Genomic DNA, 23301 nt, shown 5'->3' on the forward strand with positions numbered 1-23301 from the left:
AAAATGCAAGAAGAAATCGTAGACATATTAAGAGAAATTGATACAAGAATAAGTATAATTAAGAAAAAATTCTACAGTGGCAAAATTACTATAAATGATGAAACCTTAGTTATTTTAAAATATCTAAAAACACAAATAGATGATATGAACGCTGTTGGTAAATTGTTGGAGAAAAAATGACACCAAAAGAAATAATGCTAAGTATAAAAGACAAACATACACAAAGCCAAGATCTAAATACAATTGATTTTTTAAAAGATGTGTTTAAAGAGTATGACAATATAAAACTTTTGAAACTAAGAGCTGGTTTTGTAAGTGAGACCCAACGCATTATAGAAGAGCTTGATGATGTAATTGATGATAGCTCTATTGAGGTATGCAATGATTTTTGTGGTGTTTTTGCTAGTGCGTCCTTGATAAATCCATTAAGGACATTTAATAGTGTTGTTAATAAGGCTTATATAACAACAGTTTTAAATGTAATAACCTTACACGAACAAAAAGAAAAATATACTAAGACCCTAAGCACGGAAGAATTTGAAGAGATAGTAGTGCAAATACAAGAAAGCCTAGAAGATGAAGATGAGGACATACAAGAAATAGTAAAAACTCAAATCATAGAAGAAGTAAAACAGGCACTTTTGGAGCATAAGATTGTAGGAGATAAAGCCTATAAAAAACTAAATGAAAGTCTTATAGCTAAGTTTTTTATATATAAAAACAAGCTAAAAAACATAAAAAGCGAAAAGCTAAAAGATAGCATAAAAAAGCTTTGGGATGCCAGTGCTAAGTATCACGATATATACAAAAAAATAGTGGAAATGTCAGGCGATGCAGTAAAGCTAATAGGCTTTCTTAGTTAAAATACGATACAAGGGCATAAAATGCAAGAAAACAATATAGAAAAATTTGACATATTAACAGCTAAGATACTAGCAAAGCTTTATGCAAATTTTCCTGTGCCTGTTACTCTTATTTCTAGCGAGTTTGGTATAAAGGATGAAGTAGAGGAGTTTTTGTCAAGCGAAACCGTAACATTTATCAATGACAAAAACGATGAGAATATATTTTTTAGCTCTACCATAAAATGGCTACTGAAAAATGAAATAATAGATGCTAAACAAAACGGAAGCTCTAGCTTTTATGATGTTTGTCTTACTTTTAAGGGTTTAAAGTTGCTTAAAAAAGTACCAAAAAGCATAAACGAACAAGGCAAAAATATAGGCGAGTATTTAAAAAGTGGTGTTAAAAGTGCTAATAATGAGCTTTTAAAATTAGCAATAAATAGCTTATATAGCTACGGTGTAGATATAATAAAGTAATAAAATAGAAAAAAAGAAAATCTAATAAAACAAACTTGTAAAGAGTTTGAAAGCCAAAGCTTTGTTAATTTATGGTGTTTTTTATAAAATCCATCATAGCTTTTTCAACTAAGTCCTCTTGTTTTTTTACAAGCTGGTTGTTTTTTGTTATAGGTAAAAATGGTCTTGCTGGTATGTTCTTAGTGCCGTATTGATGAGATAAGCCATAAGCAAAGCCTTTAAATTTTGTGTTATTTGAAACTTTTACACTGTTGTTGCCGGCTTTTACTACCCAGTTATCTGATAAATTTCCATCACGCCTTAGTATTTTGTTTGATTTTTTGTGTTTTGCTTTGTATTTTATGGTGGATGGTTTTAAAGCTTTCCATTTTTTGCCCTCAGGGCTTGTTTCATTTTCAAAGCTATCTTCTATGGAGTTTGATAAGATGTTTCCTACTGTATGCATTAGCGGGGTGGTATTGTTTCCTAAACTGGCTAGCTTGTTTAGCTTTTTTCTTAAAGTTTCAAGACCTTTTAAATCTGTCATTTGATTTTTAATCCTTTTTTTGTTAGAATTTCACAAGTAAGGCAAGAGATGCTGGCAGATTTGGCAGCCAGATACTTACTTTATGTAACTATTTATGACTTGGGTTCGATGCCCGACCTTGCCTTATTTTAATTTTATATATCTTTTTTTATCACTCAATATTGATCTATAATTCCTCATAGGCACTTTATTTATAGTCGCTAGAAAATTATCCGTCTTAAATTTTTTCAAAACATAGTCCAAATTAACTACAGCCGAATTTACCATACTATCATCTTGTAAAGATGGATAAAAATATATTAGGTTTTCATTTTTGCTATCATAAAAGCAATGTTTTGCCTTATCAAAAACACCTACAACAGCTTTTATTTCACTAGCATTCGGTTCTTTATGGCTAGGCTTTGTATCTCTTAAAATATGTGAGATTGTGTTTTGGTATATTGAGATACTTTTTGCTTGTGGTTGTACACCTATGGTGTTTAATTTGTTCTCTATGGCTTGACTTAGTTCTCCAACCTGTGCTACTTGCAGTGCTTTATCTTTTATAATGTTGCCTTTTGCTACATTATCAACCATATTATCTAAGCTCTTTTGCCAAACATATAAATTTCTTGCTGTCTTAAAACTACTTAGATTATCACTTAGTCCAGCTTTTGTCATCTTGTTTTGCAAGATAGTATCTAGTGTATCAACCTTACCCGGGTTATATGCAAAATCTTTGCTAGCCACTGGTTTTAGATGTGTATTATTTGGTATTAAACCCCTTGCTTTTATCTCTTCTTCGCTAAGAACTTGCACTTTACAGCGACAACGCCAATCATTTGGTGGGTAGTTTGTATCCCAAAAGGGATCAGTCTTTGGTAATATAAGTCCGTGTAGATTTTTGTGTTTTGGTCTAGTTTTGTTATCAAGAACGGCTGTATATCTAAAATACTCTCCTAAAGATTGCATTTGCGAGTTATATCTAGCTTTTGCATAAGCTGTTCTCATATTTGTATCGTATATGGTTTTTAGCCTGCTTGAGCCTACATAAATTTCTTTTTCTTCTTTGGTCTTTGGATTTATTACCTTTGTTTTGCCAAACCAGCCTTTTTTTTGCAAGGTGGGCTTAATAGTCTTTTTCCATTCATCAAAGCCTACCCCGTCTTTGTAAGCATTGGATAAACTGTTTTTTATGTCTTTTAATAAATCAGCCCTTGTTATCTTTGCTACTGTAAATACTCTTTTATGAGTATCGTGCATAATCTCATCATAATCAAAGTGTAGTTCTTCTTTTTTTGAGCTTAGATAATTAACAACTTCGCTTGGTTCTTCCCAAAAGCTAAAGGCACTATTCATCAACAAAACCTGCTATGCTGGAGTTAGCCATAAGTTTAAACATATGCTTTTCAAGCTCTTCAAGTGGATAATCACTATAAAGCTTGTTAAATTTTTCAAAGGCTTCTTCATATGTAGAACATTTTGATAATATATCGTTTAATGCAAACTCTAGCTCTTTGTCTATATCTTGTGAGTGTTTGTTAAACTCTTTACTATCTAGACTTTTATCAAATCTATCAAGGTGTTTTGGCAATGTTTTATCTTTTAAAGATATTTTATTTGATATTGGGTTTTGTGGGGATTTTTCTTCAAGTTCTATATTGTATGTTGAAGTTATGTATTTTTGTGTTGGAGTAAAACCCATATCAAAAAGGCTTTTATCTCGTTCGGCTCTTTCTTTATTAACAAGGTCTTCATCAAAAAGCTTAGCCTTTAGTTCTTTGTTGTAGCCATTTACTTGTTTGAAAAACTCAATGGCTTTGTTCATAACAAATCTTAATATTTTAGCATCATTTGCTGCCAGGTCTTCTCTTATTTCATTATGTGTTTTGCTTGCAGCATATGAGCCACCACTCACATCACTTGTTAAGTTTGCCCCTAAAATAACCTTACTTATTTGATTATCAAAATATAAAGGTAGTTTTGAAAAATCAATGTTTGATGTTGGTTGTATTAAGTTTAATTCTTCATCTTTGTCAATTATGGCTGTATCTCCAGCTAACATAGCTTGAACTTCTTTTGCTAGTCCTTCTGGGTCAATATCTGTTTTACCTACCGCCCATGGGGAGCCAAATTTTTCTAAAAATCTAAACCAAAATTTTAAAGATGCATTTTTCATCTTTACAGGAAAATAGAGTTTTTTAAGAAGTCCATCACCGTATATTTTTCTAAAATTTGCCCTATTTAGTGCATAAATAACTTTGTTTTGTAAGATCTTTTGCTCTGATCCGTTAGCATTATAAACAAACTCACCAATGTCGTTAAATTTAAATTGCCTAAAATCCCTTTGGATAAGTCTTGGATATAAAAGATCTCCAATTTGTTTATAATTTACTTCAAATACATTAAGCCCGTAAAGGTATGTTTCTAGTATTTGAGACACTATGTCAGGGTTAAATATCTTGTAAAATTCGTTTTTTATCTCATCATTATCACAAAGTATTTGTATCTCTTTTTTCTCTGTTACGGCTTTTCTACTTACATCGCACTGGGTTACAGTAAGATCGCTTAGTATCATATCTATATCGGTGTCACTAATACTTGAAACACCTGCATTTACAACCATATCTATAAGTGTTGTATTGTGAGATATAAGGTTTATGCTTCTTTGTTTTTTTGTTTCATTTTTTAATCTAATCTTTTTTCTCATATTTTAAAGTCTCCGCCTTGCTCTATTTTTTGCTAGTTTTGTTAAGCTATAAGCTCCAGCAAGTGAATCTGGTGCATCATCGTTTTTAGCTTCAGGATATTCTAAAAGCTGAGAGATAAGCAGTGTTTGGCTTTTATGAAAAAGTATCTCCCCATCATCAATAGGAACTTCAAGCTCTTCTATCCTAAGACCTTTGTTTGCTACATTATTTACACCCTTTAAAGGTAACTTAACACCTAAATCAAAAGCTTTATCTCTTATCCAACCTCTAAAAAACTCCTGACCACCATTTGTTTCTATGGCTAAGACTCTGCATTTATACACCTGATGAAGTCTTATAATCTCTTTTATTGTCTTTTTTGTTTTCATAACAGCGACTATACTTTCAGCTATATAGATCTTAGCTTCTTTCTTATCTACGCCTAAAACTGTTATGGCTGTGTAGTCTGATTTTTTCTTCTCGCCAGCCGGATCTATATACATAACAAAATAATCAATTTTTGGTAGTTCTTTGTAAAAATGTAAAGACTCTTTTGTAAATATCTGTGTTTCGCTTCTTGGGTCGTTTTGTTGTTCTTTGTTAAAGGATTTTAGATTTTCAGCCCTTTTTTGCATAAGCTTTAGTATGTTTAATGCCTCTTGCCAAAGCACAACAGAGCCCTCATCCATAAGACTCTTACGCCTTATATAATACTCATCGCTAGCATCTCTTGATACATTTTTATATATATTGCTCCACTCTTCCCATAAATCCATTCGTTTTGGATATTCTATGATGGATTGGTATTTTTTTGCATTCCAAAACTTAAGCTTTAGCTTTCTTGCTAAAACACTATCTGTATGTAATATAGTTCCTATATAAAGCACATCAAGGCTTCCGTCTACACTACCAAGATTAAGCACAGCTTCATCAAGCCAAGCTTCAAGCTTATCTCTTTGTTCTTTGCTCCTAACATTTGTATCGTTTTCTAAATCATCAAGGATAGCTAAGTCCGGTCTATAAACTCCGTATTTTATACCCCTTAGTCTTTTGCCGCTACCAAAGGCTTTTAGTTTAACACCGTTTTTGGAGATAAACTCGCCTATCTTCCAGTTTTTAGAAATACCACAAACATTAGGAAAATCCATTTTTAAATTTGCATTATCTTCAAGCTCAGTCTTAATAGCCTCCAAACAAGCTTCAACAAGTTCCACAGAGTCTGATATTTCAACTATAAATTTCTTTTTATTAAAACAAATGCACCACAAAGGAAAAAGTTGTGAGCAATAAGTAGTTTTAGCATGTCCTCTTGGTGCTGCATAAGCATACTTATCGCCGCTTTTACTTGATGAAATTTTCTCAAATGTTGCACTTAAATCTTTATGTAAGGCACAAGCTCCATCAATGCTAAAATAATGTGGAAAATATGTTCTTGCAAAGTATTCAAAATCAAACTCAGCTTTTAAAACACGATCTTTTTTGCCTTTTGGATCTAATAAGCTATTTGATAAAATTTGTTCCTTTAGGTCTGTTTTTAGATCATCAAGCCATATTCCAAAATCTCTTCTTGTTAGCTTTGTTATGTCTGCTTTTGAATAGCCTTCATCTTGGTATTTTGTTTGGCTTTGTTCTAAGAAGGCATTTAGTTCATCTTTTGAAAATAGCACTAGGCACTCTCCAAATCTTCAATAGCTTTTATAAATTTCTCACTATCCATAAGCTCAACTAGCTTTTTAATACAGTCTTTGTTCTCATCATCTTTAAATCTATCAGCTATTAAGGTAATCACCTTTTTTGCTATGCTTAGCTTATATGCTGATGGGTCTTCATAGCTGGCAACCTTACTCATCTTCACAAAACTATCGCCTATTTTTGATAAAGCATCAGCTTTTTTAGCGGGCGGTATATCACTTTGTCTTATATCTTTAACGGCAAGTCTCATTTCATCTATAAAGTTTTGATATAAGGCACCTTTGTCGTTACTGCCTTGATTGATATAACTCAGTGTTTTTAGCTCGTCCCAATTAGCATCACTTGATTTATAATTTCTTATAGTCTTTGTTGTTTTGTTTAAAATTTCTGCTATTTTTTCTACACTAAAACCTTTTAGGTAAAGCTCTTTTGCTAATTCTTTTGATTTTATAGTATTTGTATTTTGACCCATTTATTGCCCTTAGCTGTTTAAATTTTCTAAATCCATCTTTTCGTTGCTGTGTTTAAATGCTCTAAGCACTGCTTTTGGCTCATCATTTTCCTGTATTGTTGTCGGTATCTTTTTAGCAGCCATTTTTAAAAGCAAACTATCACATTTATCTAGCTGTTCTTTTAGTGCTTCTTTTGGAAAGTTATTTCTCTTTTTTAATTCTATTATAGTAAGATCGCAACATATATCTTTTAGTAATGGTGTTGGCTCTTGTGGTATTTTTATAAATGATGATATATAAGATAAGGCATCATTTATACTATCATCTATAATATCTTGATTTATGTCCTCAGCACCTTCAAAATCACTAAGTTCTATTAGCTCCTTTAAAGATAGCTCTTTTAATAAATCATCATTGTTTATCATATGCCATCCTTTTACTTAAACCTAAAATGCACTTTTAAAGCTTTTAAAAGGCTTTTAAAACTTTAAAAATATATTTTTAATACTATCTATCCAGTTTATAGCTAAAAGGGCTTTATAGCCCTTTATTTTATTTATTCCATTTTTAGATCTATGATCGCATCAAGTCTATTGCATATTGGAAGTGGTCTGGACTCACTAACAATAGCCCAGCCTTTGCCCTTATCTAGCACTTCGGGTGCAGGTGCAAAAAACTTAGTCGGTGCTTTGCCAATGGCTGCTGTGTGGTTTGCCCTGGTGTATACTATTTCAAATATAGAATCATCAAGTGGGACGGCTACGCCTTTTTTACCACTCATATAGCTAGTAGGCTTGCCTTTGGTATTTTTATAACTTGCTTCGTAAGGCATAAATGTTTTACCAAAAACACTAAGAGATAAAACATTGTTTTTGTTAATAATCTCTGCTGTTTTGTTTTTAAACATCTCATCTTGTTGTGCTTTTTCAAGAAGCTTATTGTATAACTCGCCTGTTACAAGTGCTATGTAAGGCTTTGTAGTGCCAAGAACTTTTATCTGTTTTTGTTCTATATTTCTTACTAAATCAAGAAGGCTCATTTGCTCTGTTATTGTAATCTCTTCTCTATTGGCATTTAGATTAAATAAGACATTGCCCTTGCCATCCATAACCTTGCCAAAAATTGCACCTATAGCCATATACTCAATAGTATTTGTTATATTGCTCTTTTGCTTTGCTAATCTTTTACCAATAGCGGCTGATAAGCTTTTTGTCTGTTCTTTTTCTGTGTTTAATGTTTTTAGCAAATTCATTTCACTTGCTGGTAATATGTCTGATTGCGGAAACCTTGGCAAAGGCACAGATATGATAGTCTCATCATCATTTTGTGTTACTAAATGCTCGCCATTTTCACTAACACTTTCCAATATTATACCTTCGCCTTTGCTTATGATAATCTCGTGATTTGTTGCTAGAGTTGGCACCCATTTTTTAAAAAATGTATCTGTTATGAAATGCTCATCAACCTTTCTTTGGTTTATGATCTCAGTCATAGCCGTGATTGAAAAACGCTTTAATAATTCATCCATACTTTATCCTTTTATTACAATTTTTTGTTTAAATAATGCTATTTTTAGCTCAGATGCAATATCAGCAAGATTAAGTTCACCTGCTATTAAAACAGCACTCTCTCCTGCAGCTTCAATACCATCAAGCAAGACACCAAAGCAAGCATTTTGGTTTGATATTGTGCTTGTTTGATTTTCGCTTGTTAATTCCGCAAAGCTTTCGCCACCATTTATACTAAACACAATAGCTCCTGCTTTTAAGGGCTTTGATATTTCAATTTTTGCATTTATAGACATAAGATCTTTAGCAACTATGTCGCTATAAATTTCTCCTCTTTTTGTTTCGTTTGGCATTTCTACTCTCCTAATGCATATTTAACTACATCTATATCTTCACTAATGTTTTTGTTTGCATAAACATCGTTTGGGATATTTACTTGTTTTTTGTCTTCTTTAACACCTTTTAAAAACTCTTTAAAGCCATTTAAATCAGTATTTGCATATTTTAAAGCCCACTCTTTTTGAGTGTCACTTATTTTATTTGCAAAAATGGCACTTTCAACACAATCTTTTGCTAATTGTGCTTTTAGCTCGCTATTTTGTGTTTTTAGCTCAGCATTTTGTTTTAAAGATTGTTCTAATTCGGTTTTTAAAGCAACAATCTCATCATTTTGTTTAGCCAAATTTTCTGGCATATCGTTCTCCTTTGAAATAAAATTTTTATTTGCTCTAACCTCTTTTAGCTCATCTAAAAAAGGTGTATTTGTAAGTGCTACACTTTCAAGCTCACAACCAATCCAAGCACCAGTTTTTTTATCTACAGCTGCAAAGTTAAAAACCGGGCTTAAATATTTATATTCGCCGTTTTTAATGTATTCTTTGGCTCTTTTTGTCCACTCAACCATGCCATAAAGCGAGTTGTCTTTGATATTTAAAGATTTTATCCATCCAGCCGCAGGGGCTTCTACCCCCATAAGTGTTTGATGTTCATAATCAACAACAAGATCTATTTTCTTGCTATCAAAATTAATCTTCATCTTTTCAATATCTGCAATATCTACACGAAAAGTTCCTTGCGGATGACCTTTCCACTCGCCAACAACGGCAAGTAAAATTTCTACTAACTCGCCACTATCTTGCTTTAAAGCAATCAAGTCTGTGCCAAATCTCATATTATTCCTTTGTTAAAAAATTCGTTTTGTTCTGAAAGTTCGTTATCATCTAGTAAAAATTCATCTTTTTCCAAGAGTTCACTTTCTATCTCTCTTGTTAAAATGTGCGTATATCCATACTGGGTAATCTCGTTAAGAGATACCTTTAGGCTTTTTGGTTGTAATCTAAATTCATTACATAAGACAGAGTTTCTAAGCTTTTCATCTATTTTTTCACACAATAAAAGACCAGCATATCTGTTATTTTGTCTGTATTTTTGTGTTTTTGATGATGAAGATGTAAATATATGTATATTGTATATAACACTTCTTGATACCGGATTTATATATCTTTCACTTACAAACTCAACAAAGACATAGGCTTCTAGACCTTTTACTAAAAGTTCTAGCTCTTCTTTGTTGTCAAACTCGCCCATATAAGGAGAAGTATTTGGATGAACTTCTTTTATAGTTTGTATTAGCTCTTGTTCGTATGTTTCTATCATTAAAAACCTTTTTTTGCCGTAATTATGTATAAAAAACACAACAAGAATCTAGCAAAAAATTTTATTACAGTTTTTTAGCAAAATTTTTTTGCAAAAAACTGTAATAGATTTTGAGAATAGAAAAAGCATACAATGCACAGCAAAAAAATGGTGAAAATATGAAAAAACTATACATAAAACGCTTTAAAAATATAGATGACGGCACACTTGGTGAGTTTGTTTTAGCAAGTGATGATAAGCCTATTTTAAAAGGATATACATTAGAACCAGCCGGAGCTGACACTATAAAAGCAAATCAAGATAAAAGAATACCGGCTGGAGAGTATGGGGCTACTTGGTCTTATTCGCCTAAATTTAATAAAAAACTACCACTTTTATATAATGAGCTGGTATCTAAAGAAAGAAGAATACTAATACACTCCGGTAACTTTGCAGATGATACATTAGGCTGTGTTTTAGTGGGTAGTAGCTATGATGATAATGGCATATATCACAGTAAAGAAACACTAAATAAGCTCATAGGTCTTGCAAAAGATAATGATTTTATAGTTGTTATATCAAACAACAAGGGTGTGTGATGGGTTTTTTGTTTAAATTTATTAGCTCAAAGATGCTTAATATGCCTGTGGTTTGTGCTGTTGTTCTTATGATCGTAGTTCTTTGCCAAAATGTAAAAATAGCAAATTTAAAAGATGAAAATAGTGAGTTAGAAAAGCAAGCGAGTGGTTTAAGAAATGAGTTAATAAACTTATCAAGCAATCTAAGTGCTTGCAATGCACTTATATCTATACAAAACAAGGCTATAAAAGAAAATGAGATAAAACAAGAAAATAAGATAAGTAAAAACGAGCAAAGAGTGCAAAAAATCTATATAAAAGATGATAGTTGTAAGGCTGAGCTAAAAGCCTATAAGGAGCTATTTAATGAATAAATTAATGCTTATATGTTTTTTACTTGTGCTTATTTTAAGTGGTTGTGCAAACGACGTAAAAAACATAGAGCCAAGATATATATACAAAGATGTTTATGTGCCTATCAAGTGCCAATCTAGTATGCCACAAAAACCACAAAATAATGGAAGCTTTGAAAGCCACAAACAAATAATGCTTTATCTTTTAGAGTGTGAAAGGCTTTTAAAAGAGTGTTTAGGAGTTGGTGAATGAAAAAGGCATTTATTTTATTAGCTGGGGCAATTGCAGTATTTGCATTAAGTATCTTTTCATATACATTTTATGAGTGGTTATTTTACAACAAAGATATAGCTATGACTGCTTGGGCTTTGACAATTGGGGTTTTTAATGGGTTTTTTAGCCCTGCAAGACTTTTAAGCATTTTTAGGTTTTAGTATGGAGCTTAGCTATCTTTTTTATATCGTGATGGTTGGCTTGATGGGTTCTAGTGTGAGTTTTTTACATAACCCAAATAAAAGCTTTAGGGGCTTTTTAAATAGGGTTTTTGAAGGTTGTTTTGTAGCATATATTGTTTATGAAATAAGTTTTTTTAATTTTCATAACACGAGACTAAGTCTTAGCCTTTGTGGTTTTGGTGCTTGGATGGGTAGTGATGGACTTATATTTATAAGAGATATAGTTACTGATTTTTTTAAGAAAAAGGTGTAGGAAGTGGACTTTATAGAAGTAGGCATTATTAGTGAAGTAAAGGACGATAGAGCAAGGGTAAGCATTGGCTCTATGGTGACTGACTTTTTACCAGTAATTCAAATGGCAAATGAATTTGCTTGTGGTTTTGTGCCAACTAGGGTTGGAGAACAAGTTGTTGTTTTGCCTATTAGGGGTAGTTTAAATGCTGGTGTTGTGCTTAGATCTATCTATCAAACAGCTCACGAAGCACCTGGTGTAGACACAAAAGAACAGCTTTTTGTGTTTGAAGATGGTATAAAGATGAGTTACAACACAGCTTCAAGCACACTTACGATAAGTTCGCCAAAGCAGATAAATATAAAATGTGTTAATGTAGATCTTAATGCAAAAAACATTAATGCAACAGCACAAAATACTACTTTAAAAAGTCATAGCATAAGTTTTACAGGCGATATGAGACTTAATGGTAATTTAAATGTATCTGGGAATATAACAGATATAAAAGGTGATCTTACAGGACATAGCCACAGCGATAGTGATGGAGGCACAAGTTTACCACGATGAGAAGCGTTAAAAAAACGATAACTGCTTATCGTTTGTAGCTTCGCAAGGCAAGGCGATGTTGCAAAGCAACCGCCGAAGTAGTTTAAAAAAAGGAATACATTTGAAACATTTAGCAAGTATAGAAGAGAGCATAAAAGATATTTTGCTTACGCCACTTGGGGCAAGGGTTATGTTGCCTGAGTATGGTAGCAAGATTTATGAGCTTGTGGATAAGAAAGTAGATGATGTGTTTAGGGCTGATCTTGCTTGCTATGTTATAGAGGCTGTTGAAAAATGGGAAAAGCGTGTAAAGATAGATGAAGTTAGACTAGTAAGTGCAAAAGATTACAAACTAAGCTTTAAAATAATGCTTGTTGGTGGCGGTGAGATAGGAGTAAATATATGAGCTTTTTAAAAAAATTACCAGCACCAAAGATGATAGAAGAGCTTGATTTTAATAGTGTTTTAAACGATGTTAAAAAGCTTTTTAAAAGCTATTTAAACGATGATGAGATAGAACTGCTTGAAAGTGATAGATTTGCTGCATTGCTTGAAGTTATTGCATATAGAGAGTTATTGCTTAGAGCTAGAATAAACGAAGCTGTAAAATCAATGCTTCTTGGGTTTGCTAAAGAAAGTGATTTGGATAATGTTGTAGCTATCTATGGTATAGAGAGACTAAAAGGAGAAAAGCCTCACTCTAGTGTTAAATTTACACTATCAAGCACAAGAGAAAGCAACACATTAATCCCAAAAGGCACAATACTAGTAAGTGATGATGCCAAAAAAGCAATGTTAAAAGATGATGTAATTATTGCAAAAGGCGAGTTAGAAGCCGAAGGCAAGATGATACTTAATGAGTTTGTTAAAGAAAGCAAAGTAAAGTGCGAATTTATCCAAACACCTTTTCCATTTGTACTAAAAGCAAAGCAATTAAGCGGATTTGATGGTGGGACAGATGCAGAGAATGATGAGAGATTAAGAGAACGGGCAATACTATCACTTGAACGATTTAGCACAGCTGGTGCTAAGAAAGCATATATCTATCAAGCTATGTCAGCTACACCAAAAGTAGAGGAAGTAAGTGTAAGTAATGGTGGGGCTGGGGTTGTAAATGTGTTTTTAAAAACAACAGATATGAGCGAAAACACAAGGGAAGAGGTGGCAACATATTTAAACGCTGAAAGAAGAAGACCGTTAACTGATAATGTAGTGGTAAAAAATGCAACTATAAACGAGATAACTATAAGAGCAGAGCTTGAGCTACATGATATGTTTATGCAAGACGAAATAGACAAAAACATAAAAGAGAATAAGAAAAGCCTGTCTTTAGGAGAGGATTTAAATCTTAGCTATGTATATAAAATCTTGCATACAAGTGGGGTTTATAGGGTAAATTTAAGCGAACCTAGTGCTGATATAAAGATAAGTGATGATAGCTTTGTTAGGATAAATTATGAACTAAGTTATACAAGGGCTAAGCTATGAGCATACTACCAAAGCACAAGCAAAACTTAGATAAAAAGATAGATGAACTTTTTGGAATAAAAATAGATGAACTTGATGTAAGCACCATAAATATACTAGCTAAGAGCTGTGATGAGAGATTGTTAAAGCATTTAGCTGTCTCTTTTGATGTGGATATAGATGGGCTTAGTGTAGATGAAGCTAGAAAGATGGTTGCTAATGCTTTTGAAATTCATCTTTATTCAGGAACATTTTATGGTTTGGCTAAGGCTCTTAAAGCGTCTTATGCTGGTGCAAAGCCACTTGAATGGTTTGAGTATGATGGTGAGCCATTCCATTTTAAATTAGAAATTGATACCGGTAATAAAGGCGTTAAATTTAACGAGCTTCAAAAAGTAGATGAGGTAGCAAACACATATAAAAATGTGCGTTCGGTTTTTGATGGGGCAACAATAAAATTAGGCATAAATACAAATTTAAATACAGGGTGCCTTGTATCAACGGCTGAAGAGATAAAGATATATCCAACATCAATTAAGAATATAAGCACAAAAGACAACTACTTTATAGGGGCTTATGCAAAACTAGCTGAGATCATAAATATACAAATAATAAATTTAAAAGGAGAGCTTGAATGAGTGGCACAATGATAACTAATGTTGGGCTTAGTAAGCTAATACAAGCAACATCAAATAACAACACTATACAGCTTACACATATGGCAGTAGGAGACGGACAAGGCGAAATAAACCAAGATATGACATCTTTGCAAAATGAGAAACATAGATTTAGCATAAATGCAATAACTATAAACGTACAAGATAATCATATACTTGATGTAGAGGGCGTTATAAATGCTAGTATTGGAGGCTTTTATATAAGAGAAGCTGGTATATTTTGTGATGATGGTAGTTTATTTGCCATAGCAAAGGTAGCTGAAAGCTATAAGCCTTTACTTGATGAAGGAAGTGCAAAAGATATAACCATAAGCTTTAAAATTCAAGTTTCAAATACAAACTTAATAAATCTAGTAGTTGATAATAATGTAGTTTTAGCCACTAGAAAATGGGTAAGTGCTGAATATTATACAAAAACAAAAACAGATGAGTTATTTTTAAAAACAGAAACAGCAGAACAAAGATATCTTAAAAAAACAGATACAATAGATGCTTACACAAAACAAGAATCAAATAGTAAATTCGCACTAAGCTCAGCCTTATCTTCTTATCTTACAAAAGTAGATGCTAGTAGCACTTATGCAACTAAGAGTGAATTAAACAATAAAGCAGATAACAGCAGAAGCTATACTAAAAGTGAAAGTGATAGCCGTTTTGTAAAGAATTCTGACACAACAGATAGCCCAAATGCTTATAAGATAGCAAAATATAACAGTAACTCACATCTAAAAGCATATCAATTTCAAATGACTAAAAGCAGTGATAGTGGTATGAATAGTTCTAGTTACATACCTTATATGAACAGCGACGGCTTAATATTTAAATCAAGTATAAGTAATTTTAGAAATGCGATAAGTATATATAGCAAAAGTGAAAGTGATGAAAGATACACCACTAAAAGCGAAAGCAATAGCAAATATGCAACTAAGAGCGAGTTAAGCGATAGTGGAGTTCCGGCTGGAACTGTTATAGCATTTGCTGGCTCATTATCAAATAAGCCAGATGGGTTTTTGCACTGTGATGGGTCAAGTCTGAGCAAATCTACCTACTCAAAACTTTATCATGCCATAGGCACAACTTATGGTGGAAGTGGAAGTAACTTTAATCTTCCAGATTTTAGAGGTATATTTTTGCGTGGTGTTGGAGGGAATGCTGCAAGTTTAGGTACAAAACAATCGGACGAGTTTAAAAAACATAAACATAGAATACCTGTGGCGGATACTAGAGACCAAAATTATTATTGGAATAGTTTTAGAAGTAATAATAATTATAGACAAGTGCTTTTACACTTTGGCTCACAACAAGGGTCAGCAAAAACTGATAGTGATGATACTGCAGAAGGTGGGGTAGAAACACGACCACAAAACTATGCAATATATTGGTTAATTAAATATTAAGGACATATAATGAAAGTATATAACTATAATGGAGATACAAAAGAGTACTTATACGAAAATGAAGCAGAACTAAGCCCACTTGAGGAGGGCGTTTATCTTATACCGGCGAACGCTACTGAGATAAGACCATTAGATAGCAAGGACGGCTTTGCTGTATGTTTTAATGACAATGAGTGGGTTTATAAGAAGGACTTAAGAGGTAAGACTCTTTTTCACACACAAACACAAGAGCGGGTACAAGTTGAAATACTCGATTTTGATGAGAATGAATATACAGAATTAGAGCCGTTTGATGATAGTCATTGGGACGGCAAAAAATGGGTTAAAAATCCTATCACAAAAGAAAAGCTTATAAATGAATTTAAAGAAAAAGTTCAAAAGCACTTAGATAAGAAAGCACAAGAGCATGGCTATGATAATATTTTAAGTGCAAGCTCTTATGCTGGGTATGAAAATGATTTTCAAGAAGAAGGTAAAGCATTTGGTGTGTGGAAGGCTAAGGTGTGGAAGGCTGGGTATATGTTTTTAGCTGAAAAAGGAAATCAAGACCCTAATACGATAAAGATTGATGAACTTTTAGAAGACTTACCAAAATTAGAACTACCAAAAGCGAGTAAATAGATATGAAAGATATAAAGCGTGTAATCGTTAAGCCTTTTAGTAAAGACAAGTTTGAACTTATGCAGGACTTTATCTTTGATGGTGTAAAGATACCAAAAGGTTATAAAACAAATGGGGCAAACATACCTAGAATTTTATGGTGTTTCTTTCCTCCAAATAGTCCTGAGTATTTATCGGCTATTGTCGTACATGATTATTTATGTGATGTAGCTGATGGAACAATCAAAAATGATACGTTAAAAGATATAAGCTTTAAATACGCTGATGATATGCTTTTGAAAGCTCTTTTATCTTTAGGGGTTGGAAAATTTAAGTCTAAGCTATTTTATTATAGTTGTAGATTTTATCACAAATTTAAATATGAAATTTAATAAAAGGAGTGAATTATGGCAGCAAAATATGGTGTAAATGTAACCATAAGTGCCGAGGCGGCAAGACCTATAGCAGTAGAAAGTACTACACCTATAGGCATAGCAGGATATGAGGAAGTGCTAGAAGATGGGATACATTTTTATATGACAACCAAAAAGGCACTTGAGGCACTTGATGAAAAGTACGAGCAGAAAAAATCAAGCTCACAAACTTTTAAAAAAGGTAGTATCTATAAGGCTTTAAAAGCAATTGACGATCAAGCAGTAAATACTCAAATCATCTTATCTGTTTTTAGCAAAGATGATGATGAAGACACCACCGATGAAATAACTGCTTGCAAACAAGCTATAAATAACTTTAAGAATGCAAAGGCTAAAACAGCTTATAGACCAAATATCATAATAGCACCTGGATTTAGTCACGAAGACGCTATTAAGGGCGAAATTGAAAGCACGGCTAAAAAGCTAAAAGCTACTGGTATAGTAGATATAAAAGCAAATAGTGCAAGTGAGGCTATAGGTAAAATGGGTGCTTTTGGAACAAGAAGGCTAATAGCTGCTTATCCAAACGTAAAAACTTGGGATGAGGAGAATAATCAGTATGAATATACTCCACAATCAGCTCGCATTGCTGGGATGATAGCTTATGTTGATGGACAAAGTGAGTTTGGTTATAGTGATAGCTACTCAAACAGAGTAATGGGTGGTGTGTTTGGCACCGAAGTTGATATAGACTTTGAACTAGGCGAAACCTGCACGGCTGATGAGCTTCGTGGGGCAAAAATCTCAACTGTGATAAGAGAGCAAGGCTTTCGTGCTTGGGGCGGTGAAACAAGTGATATAGATACGATATGGCAAGATTTAGCAAGAGTTAGGATATTTGATCGCATAAGTGAAGCAGCTCAAAAAGGTGTGCTTTTTGCAATAGATAGAAAAGCCAGTGAGTTATATCATGCTAAAAGAAGTGTAGAAGAGCTTTTAAGATCACTAGTTGGTGCTAAGGTCTTGCTTGGCTTTGAGCTATCTTGGAGTGAGAAAAACACAGATGCAACAGTAACTGCTGGTAAGTTTTATCTTGATGTTAGAATGCAAAACAACCCTATAGTAAAACAGCTAACACTAGATTTTATCTATGTGGATAGCTACTCTAAGTTGTTATTGGAAGATTTGAAGTAAGGCTGTAAGGTGTGGTTTAGCTACACCTGCGAAGTAAAAACCTTACTTGGTGTGATTAAGATTTGTGAAACAAATCGTATCACAGTCCTTTAGGGGTTTTGAAAGGGCTTTAGCCCTTCATCGTAAAGGTGAATTTTATTCACCTGCGAAGTAAAGATAAATAAGGAATAAATGATGGCAAAAAGACAAATACCTCAAATAGTTCAAGAAGCTAATGTGTATGTTGATGGGCAAGGTTACCTAGGAGTAACCAAAAAGCTAAAGCTTCCAACCATAGAGTTTGAAACACTAGAAACTAAAGGTGCTTTGAGTGCTGAGTATTCAATGGGTGTATTAAAGGCAACAGAGATTGAGTTTACTATAAATAAAATAGATAAAAACGAGTTTAATGCACTTGGCATTAATGTGTTTAAAAACAGAGTGCCTTTACTGTTTAAAGCATCTATATATGAAAGCGGAAAAGAAAAGAAAGCACCACTATCTTTGGCAATTACAGGTGATTTTAAAAGCTATGAGATAACAGAGCTTGAGAGTGGAAAAGAACTTGAAATAACAGCAAAGATGTCAGCTCATTTTATAGATCTAAAAATAGACAATACACAACTAATACTAAAAGATGTAGAAAATATGATTTGTGTTGTTGGTGGGGTTGATTATATGGCTGATGTAAGAGCAAATTTAGGAGAATGAGAAGCGTTAAAAAAACGACAACTGCTTGTCGTTTTTAGCTTCGCAAGGCAAGGCGATGTTGCAAAGCAACCGCCGAAGTTAGAAGCGTTAAGGCAAGGCGATGTTGCTCTCCGCGGGTGATTGCAGAGCAATATCACCCTTGGTTACAAGCCTATAAATGCCAAGCAGTTGGCATTTATAAACGGCTTTCACCGCAGAAGTAAGTAAAAAAGGACAACAAATGAGAAAAACAACAGTTAAATTAGAAGTAAAAGGCGAAGAGATAGAAGTTTGTGCTCCAACAGTACGAGCTGTAAGAATGGCAAGTAATGATTCTAAAAGTGAAATAGAACAGTCTATTAAAATATGTGCTGTGTGTGCGAATATGACAGAAAAAGAGATTGATGAGCTTGATATGCAAGATTTTAATGCTATACAAAAAGTGGTGCAGGATTTTTTAGGCGTGGCAGGGGTTGTAGCTTAGAAGCTATAGCCCTTGTGGCTTATACACTTCACTTTGGTTATGAAGAGATAAATAATATGTCTTATGATGAATTTAGTGAGTTTGTAAAGATTTGTGAAGAGATTAATGAGAAGCATTAAGCAAACGACATAAATATCTAAAATACGGCGTTGTCTAAAGCAACGTTGTGCTTTAGGTGGGTGAGAGCCTTTAAACAAACGATAACTGCTTATCGTTTGTAGGCTCGCAAGGCAAGGCGATGTTGCAAAGCAACCGCCGAAGTAATAAGTCGCAAAGATGAGCTTGGCTCATCTGCTAAGTAAAAAAGTAAGCTATATGTCTTTGTAAGTATAATATTCTTGTTTTGCTTTGTTTTTACTAAATAGTTTTTTTGTAAAAAAGCCTAGTATAGGTAAAACAATCTCTTTAAAGGTTGCAAAGCAAAAAATAAGTATAGGTGATAAGAATAGATACACCAAAACAGACACAAAAAATGTAGCTAGAGATTTAATAAAAAGCTCATCTTTCGGTGCAAAAGGAACGTTTATGAATAATGCTATAAATATTATAGTAAAGCTTATAGCTATATATAAATTTAATTGTGTTGTTTCATCTAAATTTTTCATAGGCACATTATAACAAAAAAAGGAATTAAAATGCAAAATGCACTAATTGGCATATCTATTGGCTTAGCACTTAAAGGTTTAAGTTCTGTAAAACTTGGTGAGAATAGCTTTAATAAACTACAAAAGGCTATAGATAGTGCAGGAGAAAAAGCAAAAAAGCTAAATAGCATTTTAAACAAAGTAAAACTAAGCAATATAAAAATAGATGGCTTAGAAAGCAAAATGTCTAACTTTAAATCAAGTATAGCCGAAAAGCTAGCACTTGGAGCTTCTGTTGTTATGCCTATAAAATTAGGTGCTGAATTTGAAAACGATATGGCTAGAGTAAAGGCATTATCTGGTGCAAATACTGATGAGTTTGAAAAGCTAAAACAAACAGCTAAAGATCTTGGTGCTTCTACTACCTTTTCAGCTCAGGAGGTAGCAGAAGGTATGCAGTTTTTGTCTATGGCTGGTTTTAAAGCTAATGAAACCGTGCAAGCTATGCCAGGTCTTTTAGCACTTGCAAGTGCAGGAGCAACAGATCTAGCTACTACATCTGATATAGCCTCAAACATCTTAACAGGATTTGGTCTTAAAGCTAGCGAGATGGGTCGTGTGGCTGATGTAATGTCAAAGGCTATGAGTAGTGCAAATGTTGATACTACTATGCTTGGTGATACTATGAAATATGTAGCTCCAGTTGCTAGTGGTCTTGGGGCATCAATTGAAGAAGTCGCAGCACTTAGTGCAAAGCTTGGGGATGTTGGCATACAAGGCAGTATGGCAGGAACAACGCTAAGAAGTATGTATGCAAGAATGGCAGCACCACCGAGTGAGGCAAGAAAAATACTTGAAGAGCTTGGCGTATCAACTACTACCGCTGATGGAAAAATGAAAGATATGATAACTATCATCGGCGAATTAAACAATAGAATGGCTTTGATGAGCGAAAGTGAAAAATCAGAAGTTATAAAAAATCTTTTTGGAATGGAAGCAATTGGTGGAGCAACTGCTCTTTTAAAACAAGGGTCTAAAAACCTAAGAGACTATGAAGCACAGTTAAAAAAGTCACAAGGGTCGGCTAAAAAGATAGCAAAAGATCAAAACGATACAGCAATGGGTGATTTTAAAGCACTTGGGTCTGTTTTTAGTGGTATAGCTATAAATATAAGTGAGTTATTGTTGCCATCAATAAGGTCATTAACTCAAGGACTTACAAAAGTAGGTGTTTGGATAAATAGTTTTATTGAAAAACATAAAACACTTGCAAAGATTATATCTTATGCAGTAGTTGGCTTTATAAGTTTTAGTGTTGTGCTTCCTACTATTGGTTTTTTGATGATGGGTGTTAGCGTGGCTAGTCTTAGAGCGATGAATACTTTTAGGTTATTAAAAATAGCATCATCACTTTTATTTAGTGGGCTTGGTAAACTTGTTCTAGCTATCAGATCTCAAAATATAGCAATGATGATAGCTGGGCTTAGATTAAAGGCTGCTATAGTTTTAACAAGTGCTTACAATGTTGCTAATAAGGCTTTGACTGCTTCTTTTGCCATACTTCGCACTGGTGTGCTTGCTGGTGCTGGTGCTATGAAAATATTAAAAATAGCTCTTATTTCTACAGGTATCGGAGCGATTGTTGTTGGTATAGGTATGGCGGCTGCTTTTTTGATAGCTAATTGGGATAAAGTTAAGATATATTTTAATAAATTTGTGTCTTGGGCTAAAAGTACCTTTGGTGGTCTAGTTGAAAGTATAAAGAGCTTATTTAACAAGGTTGTAGGCTTTGTTTCATCTGCATTTAGCCCTACAGCAAATGTAATTAGTGGTGTTTTTGGTAGTGTAGCTGGTTTATTTAGCTCTATGTTTGATGATATAAAAGGTGCTTTTAGCTCTGTGGCTTCTTGGTTTGAAGGTGTGTTTGGTGGCTTGTTTGATTGGTTTAGTGATAAGTTTAGCTGGGTTAGTGATACTTTAAAAACAGTAACTGATAATATAGGTAGTGTTTGGAGTGGCACAAAAAGCTTTTTTGGTTTTGGTAATGATGATACAACAAAACAAATATCAGATCAAGAACCATTAGTAAATAAAAATAAAGAGTTTAAGCCCTGGTATCAAAAAGAAAAAGAACCTAAAAAAGCTGAAACATTTGCAACTAAGGCTATGAATGCAGTAAATCAAGCTATAAACATAAGCTTTAATGGTGGTATAAACATAGCTACAAGTGATGGTAAGTTTGATATGGCAGAGTTTGAAAAGGCTGTTTTAATAAGTGTTAAAAGGGCTTTAAAGTTTGAGGCTATGAATGAAAAAAATACAAGCATAGTGGGGTAAAAAAATGGTATTAAGTCTTGGAGATTTTAAATTTAACTGGGACCAGACAAATAGCATTGCTTTGCAAAGTGAGTTTGGCATAAGTAAAAATGAAAGGATAAATAACAATCCTGCCTTCTTTAGGCAAACTTTGCAAAGTCAAAGCATAACGATAGAAGGTAAAACTCTACCCTATAAAAGAGATAAACAAAGTGGTCTTAAAAAGCTTTATGAGTTAGCTGATAGCGGTAAGAGCCATATACTTGTAACCGGATATGGTAAGTATCTAGGTAGGTTTGCAATAATGAGTATAAATGAAAATCAGTCTATCTTTACTGATAATGGATTGTTTTTTACACAAAGCTTTAGCTTAGAACTTGTAAGGGATTATGAATGAAGATATATATAGCAAAAGATGGAGATAGGCTTGATAGTGTGGTGCAGGCTTATTATGGGCATCTTAGGTTTTTTGAAATGGTGCTTGAACTAAATACAAAGCTAAAATATGTGCTAAGTGCTGGGGATAACGTGCTTTTGCCAGAAATAAAAGAAGAAACAAAGCAAACGGAGAGTGCCTTGTGGTAAATGTTGGTGATTTTAAGCTACTTGCTAATGGAGCTGATGTAACTGCAAAGATAAGGGCTAATCTAATAAATCTAAGCTATGATGACAAAGAAGGTGATAAAAGCGATGAGATAAGCTTTGTTGTGAATGGACTTTATAAAAAGCCATTTTTTGGGGATAATTTGGAGCTTTGGCTTGGTTATGTAGACAGGCTTTATCATTGTGGTAAATTTAGTGTTCAAACAGTCGCAAAGGACTATAAAGCAAACACAACAGAGGTAAGAGCTACTGCTGTAAATTTTGCTAGTAAGCAAAAAGAGGCTAAAAGAAGGACTTGGGAAAACACGACACTTTTTAGCATAGCAAAGAAGATAGCTGATGAGAATAAGCTTAATTTTAAAGGTGTGGGTGCTGATATACCGGTACTGTCAAAACTTCAAAACAATGTGTCTGATATAGAGTTTTTATATACTCTTTCATCTGAACTTGGTTATCTTATGGGTATTAAAAACAATACTATTATAATCACTTCAAAAGAAGGTAAAGCCAAGGCTCTTAACGGTGCTGGTGTGAGTGCAAAAAATGAGAGTTTGCCTAGATTTGTAGTGTCTTTGAGTGAGTGTGCGAGTCTAATCATAACAGAGGCAAACAGGCATAGCTATGATAGTGTAGTGGTAGGATGGCATGATAACAAGAGCGGTAAAGACAATGAAGTAAAAGTAGGCAAAGGTAAACAAGTATATAAAATGCAAATACCAGAACCAAAGGCTGACAGCGAGGCTTTAAAGATGGGAGAGTCAAAGCTAAATGAGTTACAGCGTGGCGGGCTTAGCGGGAGTTGTTCCTTGCTTGGTAGAGAGCTAAGAGCTGGTGGAAAGATAAGTTTTAAAGGTGCTAGTGGTGTAGATAATATAGAATTTAGCATAAAAAGCGTAAGGCATAATCTAAGCACTAGTGGTTACTTTATAGATGTTGAGTTTGAGGGTTAGGAGCATAAAAGCCCCCT

At 33.5% G+C, this 23301-nt stretch carries 33 protein-coding genes; 22 read left to right on the forward strand and 11 right to left on the reverse strand.

The genetic code is table 11. The features are described 5' to 3' along the window. Positions 1–3: 3 nt before the first annotated feature. From CPIN18021_RS08910 to CPIN18021_RS05405, 3 genes are read left to right on the forward strand one after another with little or no spacing between them, the layout of a single operon-like run. Entirely contained in the window at positions 4–180 is a 177-nt protein-coding gene (locus tag CPIN18021_RS08910) for a hypothetical protein (RefSeq protein WP_157886643.1), read from the forward strand. Next, on the forward strand, positions 177–863 hold the full coding sequence (locus tag CPIN18021_RS05400) for a hypothetical protein (RefSeq protein ID WP_078422789.1): 687 nt from the start codon (positions 177–179) through the stop codon (positions 861–863). The genes CPIN18021_RS08910 and CPIN18021_RS05400 overlap by 4 nt, the downstream gene beginning before the upstream one ends. A gap of 21 nt (positions 864–884) precedes the next feature. Continuing rightward, positions 885–1322, forward strand: coding sequence for a hypothetical protein (locus tag CPIN18021_RS05405; protein ID WP_078424591.1), 438 nt, complete (start codon positions 885–887; stop codon positions 1320–1322). Positions 1323–1386: 64 nt separating this feature from the next. Here the strand turns inward: CPIN18021_RS05405 and CPIN18021_RS05410 are convergent, their stop codons facing one another. From CPIN18021_RS05410 to CPIN18021_RS05455, 10 genes are all read right to left on the reverse strand, one after another. Further along, positions 1387–1848 (reverse strand): phage virion morphogenesis protein, encoded by a 462-nt coding sequence (locus CPIN18021_RS05410; RefSeq protein ID WP_078424592.1) that lies wholly within the window; start codon positions 1846–1848, stop codon positions 1387–1389. A 123-nt stretch (positions 1849–1971) separates the two neighbouring features. Then, a complete protein-coding gene (locus tag CPIN18021_RS05415; RefSeq protein ID WP_078422795.1) occupies positions 1972–3186 on the reverse strand; it encodes a phage head morphogenesis protein in 1215 nt (404 codons plus the stop codon). Next, positions 3179–4537, reverse strand: a complete 1359-nt coding sequence (locus CPIN18021_RS05420; protein ID WP_078424593.1) for a phage portal protein family protein — start codon at positions 4535–4537, stop codon at positions 3179–3181. Before CPIN18021_RS05420 ends, CPIN18021_RS05415 begins: the two co-directional genes overlap by 8 nt. 3 nt (positions 4538–4540) lie before the next feature. After that, positions 4541–6184: a phage terminase large subunit gene (terL, locus tag CPIN18021_RS05425; RefSeq protein WP_078424594.1), complete on the reverse strand. Its 1644-nt coding sequence runs from the start codon at positions 6182–6184 to the stop codon at positions 4541–4543. After that, positions 6184–6681: a DUF1804 family protein gene (locus tag CPIN18021_RS05430; RefSeq protein ID WP_078422798.1), complete on the reverse strand. Its 498-nt coding sequence runs from the start codon at positions 6679–6681 to the stop codon at positions 6184–6186. Before CPIN18021_RS05430 ends, terL begins: the two co-directional genes overlap by 1 nt. Positions 6682–6690: 9 nt before the next feature. Continuing rightward, positions 6691–7086 (reverse strand): phage protein Gp36 family protein, encoded by a 396-nt coding sequence (locus CPIN18021_RS05435; RefSeq protein WP_078422799.1) that lies wholly within the window; start codon positions 7084–7086, stop codon positions 6691–6693. A 131-nt stretch (positions 7087–7217) separates the two neighbouring features. Then, on the reverse strand, positions 7218–8189 hold the full coding sequence (locus tag CPIN18021_RS05440) for a major capsid protein (RefSeq protein ID WP_078422800.1): 972 nt from the start codon (positions 8187–8189) through the stop codon (positions 7218–7220). A 3-nt stretch (positions 8190–8192) separates the two neighbouring features. Continuing rightward, the gene (locus tag CPIN18021_RS05445) at positions 8193–8522 is read right to left on the reverse strand and encodes a hypothetical protein (RefSeq protein ID WP_078424595.1); all 330 of its coding nucleotides are present in this window, start codon (positions 8520–8522) and stop codon (positions 8193–8195) included. 2 nt (positions 8523–8524) lie between these two features. After that, the gene (locus tag CPIN18021_RS05450) at positions 8525–9340 is read right to left on the reverse strand and encodes a phage protease (protein WP_078422802.1); all 816 of its coding nucleotides are present in this window, start codon (positions 9338–9340) and stop codon (positions 8525–8527) included. Beyond that, positions 9337–9825, reverse strand: a complete 489-nt coding sequence (locus CPIN18021_RS05455; RefSeq protein ID WP_078422803.1) for a hypothetical protein — start codon at positions 9823–9825, stop codon at positions 9337–9339. The genes CPIN18021_RS05450 and CPIN18021_RS05455 overlap by 4 nt, the downstream gene beginning before the upstream one ends. A 110-nt stretch (positions 9826–9935) precedes the next feature. Here CPIN18021_RS05455 and CPIN18021_RS05460 point away from each other — a divergent pair, with 110 nt between their 5' ends. The 15 genes from CPIN18021_RS05460 (at position 9936) to CPIN18021_RS05530 (ending at position 18831) form a co-directional block, all read left to right on the forward strand. After that, a complete protein-coding gene (locus CPIN18021_RS05460; RefSeq protein WP_226995921.1) occupies positions 9936–10403 on the forward strand; it encodes a DUF5675 family protein in 468 nt (155 codons plus the stop codon). After that, positions 10403–10756, forward strand: a complete 354-nt coding sequence (locus CPIN18021_RS05465) for a hypothetical protein (protein WP_078422805.1) — start codon at positions 10403–10405, stop codon at positions 10754–10756. The genes CPIN18021_RS05460 and CPIN18021_RS05465 overlap by 1 nt, the downstream gene beginning before the upstream one ends. Then, positions 10749–10988: a hypothetical protein gene (locus CPIN18021_RS05470; protein ID WP_078422806.1), complete on the forward strand. Its 240-nt coding sequence runs from the start codon at positions 10749–10751 to the stop codon at positions 10986–10988. Before CPIN18021_RS05465 ends, CPIN18021_RS05470 begins: the two co-directional genes overlap by 8 nt. Then, positions 10985–11170, forward strand: a complete 186-nt coding sequence (locus CPIN18021_RS05475) for a hypothetical protein (RefSeq protein WP_078422807.1) — start codon at positions 10985–10987, stop codon at positions 11168–11170. Before CPIN18021_RS05470 ends, CPIN18021_RS05475 begins: the two co-directional genes overlap by 4 nt. 1 nt (position 11171) lies before the next feature. Continuing rightward, positions 11172–11444 (forward strand): hypothetical protein, encoded by a 273-nt coding sequence (locus tag CPIN18021_RS05480; protein ID WP_078422808.1) that lies wholly within the window; start codon positions 11172–11174, stop codon positions 11442–11444. 3 nt (positions 11445–11447) lie between these two features. Next, on the forward strand, positions 11448–11990 hold the full coding sequence (locus tag CPIN18021_RS05485) for a phage baseplate assembly protein V (protein WP_226995973.1): 543 nt from the start codon (positions 11448–11450) through the stop codon (positions 11988–11990). A gap of 100 nt (positions 11991–12090) precedes the next feature. Then, positions 12091–12375 (forward strand): GPW/gp25 family protein, encoded by a 285-nt coding sequence (locus CPIN18021_RS05490; RefSeq protein ID WP_078422809.1) that lies wholly within the window; start codon positions 12091–12093, stop codon positions 12373–12375. Then, the gene (locus tag CPIN18021_RS05495; RefSeq protein ID WP_078422810.1) at positions 12372–13457 is read left to right on the forward strand and encodes a baseplate assembly protein; all 1086 of its coding nucleotides are present in this window, start codon (positions 12372–12374) and stop codon (positions 13455–13457) included. The genes CPIN18021_RS05490 and CPIN18021_RS05495 overlap by 4 nt, the downstream gene beginning before the upstream one ends. Then, positions 13454–14074 carry a phage tail protein gene (locus tag CPIN18021_RS05500; protein WP_078422811.1) on the forward strand — a complete coding sequence of 207 codons (621 nt, stop codon included), beginning with the start codon at positions 13454–13456 and terminating at the stop codon, positions 14072–14074. The genes CPIN18021_RS05495 and CPIN18021_RS05500 overlap by 4 nt, the downstream gene beginning before the upstream one ends. After that, positions 14071–15510 carry a phage tail-collar fiber domain-containing protein gene (locus tag CPIN18021_RS05505; protein WP_078424596.1) on the forward strand — a complete coding sequence of 480 codons (1440 nt, stop codon included), beginning with the start codon at positions 14071–14073 and terminating at the stop codon, positions 15508–15510. The genes CPIN18021_RS05500 and CPIN18021_RS05505 overlap by 4 nt, the downstream gene beginning before the upstream one ends. A gap of 9 nt (positions 15511–15519) precedes the next feature. Beyond that, positions 15520–16131 (forward strand): hypothetical protein, encoded by a 612-nt coding sequence (locus CPIN18021_RS05510; protein WP_078424597.1) that lies wholly within the window; start codon positions 15520–15522, stop codon positions 16129–16131. A gap of 2 nt (positions 16132–16133) precedes the next feature. Beyond that, on the forward strand, positions 16134–16502 hold the full coding sequence (locus tag CPIN18021_RS05515) for a DUF1353 domain-containing protein (RefSeq protein WP_226995923.1): 369 nt from the start codon (positions 16134–16136) through the stop codon (positions 16500–16502). 15 nt (positions 16503–16517) lie between these two features. Continuing rightward, the gene (locus CPIN18021_RS05520; protein ID WP_078424598.1) at positions 16518–17678 is read left to right on the forward strand and encodes a phage tail sheath family protein; all 1161 of its coding nucleotides are present in this window, start codon (positions 16518–16520) and stop codon (positions 17676–17678) included. Positions 17679–17852: 174 nt separating this feature from the next. Next, positions 17853–18368, forward strand: coding sequence for a phage major tail tube protein (locus tag CPIN18021_RS05525; RefSeq protein WP_078422815.1), 516 nt, complete (start codon positions 17853–17855; stop codon positions 18366–18368). Between the two features lie 220 nt (positions 18369–18588). After that, positions 18589–18831: a phage tail assembly protein gene (locus tag CPIN18021_RS05530; RefSeq protein WP_078424599.1), complete on the forward strand. Its 243-nt coding sequence runs from the start codon at positions 18589–18591 to the stop codon at positions 18829–18831. A 311-nt stretch (positions 18832–19142) separates the two neighbouring features. On the opposite strand, the gene CPIN18021_RS05535 is transcribed toward CPIN18021_RS05530, so the two are convergent. Continuing rightward, positions 19143–19436 (reverse strand): hypothetical protein, encoded by a 294-nt coding sequence (locus CPIN18021_RS05535; protein ID WP_078424600.1) that lies wholly within the window; start codon positions 19434–19436, stop codon positions 19143–19145. A gap of 30 nt (positions 19437–19466) precedes the next feature. Between CPIN18021_RS05535 and CPIN18021_RS05540 the strand changes: the two genes are divergently transcribed. Genes CPIN18021_RS05540 through CPIN18021_RS05555 form a run of 4 tightly spaced genes read left to right on the forward strand, consistent with a single transcriptional unit; the run spans position 19467 to position 23284 of the window. Continuing rightward, positions 19467–21752, forward strand: coding sequence for a phage tail tape measure protein (locus tag CPIN18021_RS05540; RefSeq protein WP_078424601.1), 2286 nt, complete (start codon positions 19467–19469; stop codon positions 21750–21752). A 4-nt stretch (positions 21753–21756) separates the two neighbouring features. Beyond that, entirely contained in the window at positions 21757–22128 is a 372-nt protein-coding gene (locus CPIN18021_RS05545) for a phage tail protein (protein WP_078422819.1), read from the forward strand. Further along, a complete protein-coding gene (locus tag CPIN18021_RS05550) occupies positions 22125–22316 on the forward strand; it encodes a tail protein X (protein WP_078422820.1) in 192 nt (63 codons plus the stop codon). Before CPIN18021_RS05545 ends, CPIN18021_RS05550 begins: the two co-directional genes overlap by 4 nt. Continuing rightward, the gene (locus CPIN18021_RS05555; protein WP_078424602.1) at positions 22310–23284 is read left to right on the forward strand and encodes a phage late control D family protein; all 975 of its coding nucleotides are present in this window, start codon (positions 22310–22312) and stop codon (positions 23282–23284) included. The genes CPIN18021_RS05550 and CPIN18021_RS05555 overlap by 7 nt, the downstream gene beginning before the upstream one ends. Positions 23285–23301 lie beyond the last annotated feature (17 nt).

The organism is Campylobacter pinnipediorum subsp. caledonicus (assembly GCF_002022005.1).
Lineage (GTDB): Bacteria > Campylobacterota > Campylobacteria > Campylobacterales > Campylobacteraceae > Campylobacter_A > Campylobacter_A caledonicus.